The following is a 6,856-nucleotide window of genomic DNA, read 5'->3' on the forward strand; positions in this document are numbered from 1 at the left end:
TGCTCCTCGTGTCCGTCGTCGTCGCGTTCCGCGTCGGCGGCCGGGACGGGGTGACGCCCCTGCCGCAGCTGACCGCCTTCCTGCCCTGGCTGCTCGTCCCCGGTGCCGTCGGGCTGCTCCTCATGGCCGCCGCCCGCAACCGCGCCGGGTGCGTCTGGGCGCTCGTCGTACTCGCGGCCACCGTCTGGTTCGTCCGCCCCCTACCAGTCCGCCGCCGACCCGCCCTCCTCCCCGCCCCGGGCCGAGTTCCGCCTGCTCACCGCCAACCTCCGGTTCGGCGACGCCACCCCCGCCCTGCGCGCGGCGCTCCGCACCCACGAGCCGGACATCGCCCTGGTCCAGGAGTGCGACACCCGCTGCGTCGCCGCCCTGCGCGCCCCGGCGCTGCGCGCCGCGTACCCGTACCGCGTCATCGACTCCGGCGACCCCGCCGAGGGCTCCGCCATCCTCAGCCGGTACCCGCTGACCGCGGAGCCCGGGGTGCGCGGCACGCTGTCGATGCCCGGGGCCACCGTGCGCGTCGCCGGCGTGCGGGTGCGGCTGCAGGTCGTGCACCCGATGCCGCCGACGCCCGGGTCCATGGACGCCTGGCGCACCGAGCTGGGGCGGCTGCGGGACGCCGCTGCGGCGCGCGGCGACGGGGCCGCCGTCTTCGGCGGCGACTTCAACGCCTCGCAGGACCACGAGGCGTTCCGCGACATCCTGGACACCGGGCTGCGGGACAGCGCGATGCTGCTCGGCCGCTCCCGCACCCCGACCTGGCCGGCGTCGACGGCCCCGCTCTTCGGCACGCAGATCGACCACGTCCTGGTCGGCGACCGGCTGAGCCCCGCGGACATCGCCTTCCCCGAGCTGGCCGGCACCGACCACCGCGCCGTGCTCGTGGACCTGCAGCTGCGCTGAGCCGCGGCCGCCGGGCCGGGCGCCCTCAGCCCTCGTCCCCGGCGCGGCCCGCGGTCCCCGGCACGCCCGGCCGAGCCGCCTGCCCCGCCGCCGGCGGGTCGCGGTGGATCGGCGTGTGCCCGCCCCGCAGCGGCACCCCCGTGCCGCCCCGCCGCGCCGCGACGATCTCGCCCGCGATGGAGACGGCGACCTCCTCCGGGGAGCGGGCGCCGAGGTCGAGGCCGATCGGCGAGTGCAGGCGGGCGAGTTCGCGTTCGGTGACGCCGGCCTCGCGCAGCCGCCGGTTGCGGTCCAGGTGCGTACGGCGCGAGCCCATGGCGCCGACGTACGCGACCGGCAGCCGCAGCGCGGCCGTCAGCAGCGGCACGTCGAACCCGGGGTCGTGGGTGAGCACGCACAGCACCGTGCGCCCGTCCAGCTCGCCCGCGGCGCGGGCGTCCGCCAGGTACTCGTGCGGCCAGCGCACCGCCACCTCGTCCGCCTCCGGGAACCGGTGGGCCGTGGCGAAGACGGGGCGGGCGTCGCAGACGGTGACGCGGTAGCCGAGGAACTTGCCGACGCGTACGAGCGCGTGCGCGAAGTCGACCGCGCCGAAGACGACCATCCGCGGCGGCGGCACGCTGACCTCCACCAGCAGCGTCACCGGCTGCCCGCAGCGGGCGCCGGCCGCGCCGACCGTCACCCGGTCCGTACGGCCCGCGTCGAGCAGCGCGGCGGAGTCGTGGACGGCGGCGCGCTCCAGCGCGGCGCCGTCCCAGTCCGGCAGGTCCGGGAGCGGGCCGGCGAGGCGGCCCTCGTACGCGCCGCCGGGGCGTACCAGCAGCGCCTGCCCGACGAGCGGGGCCGGCCCGTCGACGACCCGGGCGACGGCCGCGGGCTCCCCGCCGGCGGCGGCGGCCAGCGCCGTGCGCAGCACCGCGGCGCCGGGCCCACCCGCGGTGACCGGCGCGACGAGGATGTCGATCTCCCCGCCGCAGGTGAGCCCGACGGCGAAGGCGTCCTCGTCGGAGTAGCCGAAGATCCCCCGCACCGGCCGGCCGGACGCGACGGCCTCCCGGCACAGCTCGTACACGGCGCCCTCGACGCAGCCGCCGGACACGCTGCCGACCGCCGTGCCGGCCGCGTCCACGGCGAGCGCCGCGCCGGCGCCGCGCGGCGCGGAGCCGCTGGTGCCCACGACGGTGGCGACGGCGAAGGGGCGGCCTTCCGCGCACCACCGGGCGAGGTCGGCGGCGATGTCCAGCATGGTGATCAGCTCCTCGCAGGGCCGCCGGCCCGCCGCGGCACCCGGCCACCGCCCGCTCGTCTACGTGCCGGTGAGGTGTTCCGGACGTACCGGAGCCTTGGTCAGCGCCAGTCCGGTGGCCTGGCGGATGGCGGCGAGCACCGCCGGGGTGGCCGAGAGCGTCGACGCCTCGCCGACGCCCCGCAGCCCGTACGGGGCGTGCGGGTCGGCCAGTTCGAGCACGTCGACGGGAATGGGCGGGGTGTCGAGGATCGTCGGGATCAGATAGTCGGTAAACGAGGGGTTCCGCACCCGCCCCGTCGCCGGGTCGACCGCGATCTCCTCCATCACCGCCACGCCCAGGCCCTGCGTCGTGCCGCCCTGGATCTGCCCGACGACGGACAGCGGGTTGAGCGCCCTGCCGACGTCCTGGGCACAGGCCAGCTCGACGACCTTGACCAGCCCGAGTTCGGTGTCGACCTCGACGACCGCGCGGTGCGCGGCGAAGGAGTACTGCACGTGGCCGAAGCCCTGGCCGCTCTCGATGCCGAACGGCTCGGTCGGCCGGTGCCGGAAGGGCAGCTCGACGTCCACGGGCTGCTCGCCGTCGAGCACGTCGGCCAGGTCCGCGAGGACCTCGCCGCCGTCCGTGACCACCTTGCCGCCCGCCAGCAGCAGTTCGGCCGTCGCCCACGCCGGGTGGTACGTGCCGAACCTGCGCCGGCCCAGGGCGAGGACCTGCTCGCGCACCGCCCGGCAGGCGTTCCGCACCGCGCCGCCGGTCATATACGTCTGCCGGGAGGCGGAGGTGGACCCGGCGGAGCCGACCCGGGTGTCGGCCGGCGCGACGACCACCTGCGCGACGCCCAGCTCGGTGCGGGCGATCTGCGCCTGCACGGTGACGCCGCCCTGGCCGACCTCGGCCGCCGCGGTGTGCACCGTGACCACCGGCTCCCCGCCGCTGACCGCCAGCCGCACCCGGGCGGTGGAGAAGTCGTCGAAGCCCTCGGAGAAGCCGACGTTCTTGATGCCGACCGCGTAGCCGACGCCGCGTACGACGCCCTCGCCGTGGGTGGTGTTGGACAGCCCGCCGGGCAGCGCCCGTATGTCCGCGGCGCCGCCGGCGGTCTCCCACTGCCGCTCCGGCGGCAGCGGCCGGGCCTTGACCCGGCGCAGGATCTCCGCGACCGGCGCCGGGGAGTCCACCTGCTGGCCGGTCGGCAGCCGCGACCCCTCCGACATCGCGTTCAGCTGCCGGAACTCCACCGGGTCCAGCCCCACGGCCGCGGCGAGCCGGTCCATCTGCGCCTCGTACGCGAAGCACGCCTGGACCGCGCCGAAGCCGCGCATCGCGCCGCACGGCGGGTTGTTGGTGTAGAGGCCGATCGCCTCGATCTCGACGTCCTCGACGACGTACGGGCCGATCGACAGCGACGCCGCGTTGCCGACGACCGCCGGGGTGGAGGAGGCGTACGCGCCGCCGTCGAGGACGATGCGGCAGCGGGCATGGGTGATCTTGCCGTCGGCGGTGACGCCGTGCTCGTAGCGGATCCTGGCCGGGTGCCGGTGCACGTGGCCGAAGAAGGACTCGAACCGGTCGTAGACCATCTTCACGGGCCGGCCGGTGCGCAGCGCCAGCAGGCAGGCGTGGATCTGCATCGACAGGTCCTCGCGCCCGCCGAAGGCGCCGCCGACGCCCGCGAGCGTCATGCGCACCTTGTCCTCCGGCAGCCCCAGCACCGGCGCGATCTGCCGCCGGTCGGCGTGCAGCCACTGGGTGGCGACGTACAGGTCGACGCCGCCGTCCTCGGCGGGCACCGCGAGGCCGGACTCCGGGCCGAGGAACGCCTGGTCCTGCATGCCGAACTCGTACTCGCCGGTGACGACGTGGGCGGCCCGGCGGGCCGCGGCGGCGGCGTCGCCGCGGACGACCGGCTGGCGGTGGACGATGTTCGGGTGCGGTACGTGGCGGGCGTGGCCGTCGGTGCGGTCGGGGTGCAGGACCGGGGCGCCCGGCGCGAGCGCGGACTCCTCGTCGGTGACCGGCGGCAGCTCCCGCCATCGAACGCGGATCTTCGCCGCGGCCCGGCGGGCGGTCTCGGGGTGGTCGGCGGCGACCAGCGCCACCGGCTCGCCGTGGTGGCGCACCCGGCCGGCGGCGAGCGCCGGGGTGTCGGCGATCTCCAGGCCGTAGTTCTTCTGCTCCGCGGGCAGGTCGTCGTACGTGAGCACGGCGTACACCCCGGGCTGGGCCAGGGCGGCGGCGGTGTCGAGGGAGACGATCTCGGCGTGCGCGTGCGGGGAGCGCAGGGTGTGGCCCCAGATCATGTCCTCGTGCCACAGGTCCGAGGAGTACGCGAACTCGCCGGTGACCTTCAGCGTGCCGTCCGGGCGCAGCGTGGACTCGCCGATGCCGCCGGCGGTCCCGGCAGCCTGCCCGCGGCCGGTCGGGAGCCGGGTGACGTCGGACATCAGGCCCCCTCGTCCCGGCGGGCGGCGGCGAGCCGGACCGCGTCGAGGATCTTCTCGTAGCCGGTGCAGCGGCACAGGTTCCCCGACAGGCCCTCGCGGATGTCGTCGTCCGACGGCGCCGTCGGCCAGGGGAAGCGCTCCAGCAGGTCGTCCGCGGCGACCAGCAGCCCGGGGGTGCAGAACCCGCACTGCACGGCGCCGGCGTCGACGAACGCCTGCTGGACCGCGGACAGCCCCTCCTGCCCCAGGCCCTCGACGGTGACCACCTCGCGGCCCTCGGCCTGCCCGGCGGCGACCAGGCAGGCGCACACCGGCACGCCGTCCAGCCGTACCGTGCACGAGCCGCACTCGCCCTGCTCGCAGGCGTTCTTCGAGCCCGGCAGGCCCATCCGCTCGCGCAGCACGTACAGCAGGCTCTCGCCCTCCCAGACGTCGTCGGCCTGCTGCTCCCGGCCGTTGACGGTGAACGTCACCCGCATCACGCGGCTCCTTCCCCGCTCGTGGATCCCGCCGCGCCCCGGCGGTACGACTCCCAGGTCCAGCCGAGCGTGCGGCGGGCCATGACCCCGACCGCGTGCCGGCGGTACCGCGCGCTGCCGCGCACGTCGTCGACCGGGTTGCACGCCCCCGCGGCCAGCTCCGCGAACTGCCCGGCGAGGGCGGGCGGCAGCGCCCGGCCGCTGTCCCAGAAGCCGCCCTCCGCCAGCGCGGCGGCCAGGAACTCCTCGGCGGCGGCGGCGCGCACGGGCGTCGGCGCGGCCGAGCCGATGCCGGTACGGACCGTCCGGGTGTCCGGGTGCAGCGCGATGCCGAACGCGCACACGGCGATCACCATGGCGTTGCGGGTGCCGACCTTGGCGAACTCCTGCGGCCCGGTGGCCCTCTTGACGTGCACCCACTTGATCAGCTCGTCGGGGGCGAGCGCGTTGCGCTTGACGCCCGTGAAGAACTCGTCGACCGGGATCCGCCTGCTGCCCCGGACGGACTCCACCTCGACCTCGGCCCCGGCGGCCAGCAGCGCGGGGTGCGCGTCACCGGCCGGGGAGGCGGTGCCGAGGTTGCCGCCCACCCCGCCGCGGTTGCGGATCTGCGGAGACGCCACGGTGTGCGCCGCCCGCGCCAGCCCGGGCAGCGCCCCGCCCAGCTCCGCCACGATGCGCGCGTACGGCACGGAGGCCCCCAGCCGCACGGTGTCCGCCCCGACCTCCCACTCCTGCAGCTCGGCGACGCGGTTGAGGTCGAGCAGCTGCTCCGGGCGGCGGTGGTCGAAGTTGATCTCGACCATGAGGTCCGTGCCGCCCGCGATCGGCACGGCGGCGGGGTGCTCGGCCTTGGCGGCGAGCGCTTCCGCCCAGCCGGCGGGGCGCAGGAAGTCCATCGGTCCTCGGCTTTCCCTCGGCGAGCGGGACGTGCGTTCTCCAGTTGTTCACGGGACGTGGTCCCAGTACACAGAAACGCTGCTGTCCGGGTGCAGTCACGGAAAACATGAAGCGAGGGGCTGGCCGGAACCCGCTTCTTGTAGATTCGAACGAAAGCCGGGGCATCCGTCCGGTGCGGGACGTCCCGGGGCGGCCGCCCGCGCCCGGCGGCGTACGCCGGCGGGCCGGCCGTCCGGCGCACGACCGACAGCAAGGGAACGCGCATGAGGCTGCGGGCACTCCTGGACTCCGAGGCGCTGGGCCTGAGGCTGCTCGGCGGCGCGGCCGAACTGGACCGCACGGTGCGGGGCGTCATGACCACCGACCTGACCGACCCCGGCCGCTACCTGTCCGGCGGCGAGCTGGTGCTCACCGGGCTCGCCTGGCGGCACGGCCCGGAGGACTCGGAGCCCTTCGTGCGGATCCTCGCCGCGGCCGGCGTCGCCGCGCTGGCGGCGGGCGAGGCGGAGCTGTCGGGGGGCGGGATCCCGGAGGACCTGGTGCGCGCGTGCGCGCGGCACCGGCTACCGCTCTTCGCGGTCGACGAGGACGTCGCGTTCGCCACCATCACCGAGCACGTCGTACGGCAGGTCTCCGGCGAGCGGGCCGGCGACCTCGCGGCCGTGGTGGAACGGCACCGCCGGCTGATGGCGTCCGGGCCCGGGGGCGGCGGCCCCGACGTCGTACTCGACCTCCTCGGCACGGATCTGGACCTGCGCGCCTGGGTGCTCTCCCCCACCGGCCGGCAGATCGCCGGCCCCGCGCCCGGGACCGCCGGCGGGCGGCTGCCCGCGCAGCTGGCGGCAGGGCTCACCGGCGAGCACCTCGCGGCGCTGCG

The 6,856-nt window shown here is 76.4% G+C and carries 6 protein-coding genes; 2 read left to right on the forward strand and 4 right to left on the reverse strand.

Going from position 1 to position 6,856, the window contains the following annotated elements; translation table 11 throughout:
• Positions 1 to 102 precede the first annotated feature (102 nt).
• The gene (locus ABD317_RS31945) at positions 103 to 903 is read left to right on the forward strand and encodes an endonuclease/exonuclease/phosphatase family protein (protein WP_344294543.1); all 801 of its coding nucleotides are present in this window, start codon (positions 103 to 105) and stop codon (positions 901 to 903) included.
• A gap of 25 nt (positions 904 to 928) precedes the next feature.
• Here the strand turns inward: ABD317_RS31945 and ABD317_RS31950 are convergent, their stop codons facing one another.
• Genes ABD317_RS31950 through ABD317_RS31965 form a run of 4 tightly spaced genes read right to left on the reverse strand, consistent with a single transcriptional unit; the run spans position 929 to position 5,978 of the window.
• On the reverse strand, positions 929 to 2,149 hold the full coding sequence (locus tag ABD317_RS31950) for an XdhC family protein (RefSeq protein ID WP_344294545.1): 1,221 nt from the start codon (positions 2,147 to 2,149) through the stop codon (positions 929 to 931).
• 60 nt (positions 2,150 to 2,209) lie between these two features.
• Positions 2,210 to 4,600: a xanthine dehydrogenase subunit D gene (gene pucD / locus ABD317_RS31955; protein WP_344294547.1), complete on the reverse strand. Its 2,391-nt coding sequence runs from the start codon at positions 4,598 to 4,600 to the stop codon at positions 2,210 to 2,212.
• Positions 4,600 to 5,079 (reverse strand): (2Fe-2S)-binding protein, encoded by a 480-nt coding sequence (locus ABD317_RS31960; protein WP_344294549.1) that lies wholly within the window; start codon positions 5,077 to 5,079, stop codon positions 4,600 to 4,602. The genes pucD and ABD317_RS31960 overlap by 1 nt, the downstream gene beginning before the upstream one ends.
• Positions 5,079 to 5,978, reverse strand: coding sequence for an FAD binding domain-containing protein (locus ABD317_RS31965; RefSeq protein ID WP_344294551.1), 900 nt, complete (start codon positions 5,976 to 5,978; stop codon positions 5,079 to 5,081). Before ABD317_RS31965 ends, ABD317_RS31960 begins: the two co-directional genes overlap by 1 nt.
• 264 nt (positions 5,979 to 6,242) lie before the next feature.
• Here ABD317_RS31965 and ABD317_RS31970 point away from each other — a divergent pair.
• Positions 6,243 to 6,856 (forward strand): PucR family transcriptional regulator ligand-binding domain-containing protein (locus tag ABD317_RS31970; RefSeq protein ID WP_344294553.1); only part of this gene is annotated, 614 nt, incomplete at its 3' end.

The sequence above is a fragment of the Streptomyces synnematoformans genome, from assembly GCF_039531005.1.
Classification (GTDB): domain Bacteria; phylum Actinomycetota; class Actinomycetes; order Streptomycetales; family Streptomycetaceae; genus Streptomyces; species Streptomyces synnematoformans.

Excerpts from the sequence above, each read along its gene's own strand:
- pucD (WP_344294547.1), bottom strand. The coding sequence starts at position 4,600 with ATGTCCGACGTCACCCGGCTCCCGACCGGCCGCGGGCAGGCTGCCGGG.
- ABD317_RS31950 (WP_344294545.1), bottom strand. The coding sequence starts at position 2,149 with ATGCTGGACATCGCCGCCGACCTCGCCCGGTGGTGCGCGGAAGGCCGC.
- ABD317_RS31960 (WP_344294549.1), bottom strand. The coding sequence starts at position 5,079 with ATGCGGGTGACGTTCACCGTCAACGGCCGGGAGCAGCAGGCCGACGAC.
- ABD317_RS31965 (WP_344294551.1), bottom strand. The coding sequence starts at position 5,978 with ATGGACTTCCTGCGCCCCGCCGGCTGGGCGGAAGCGCTCGCCGCCAAG.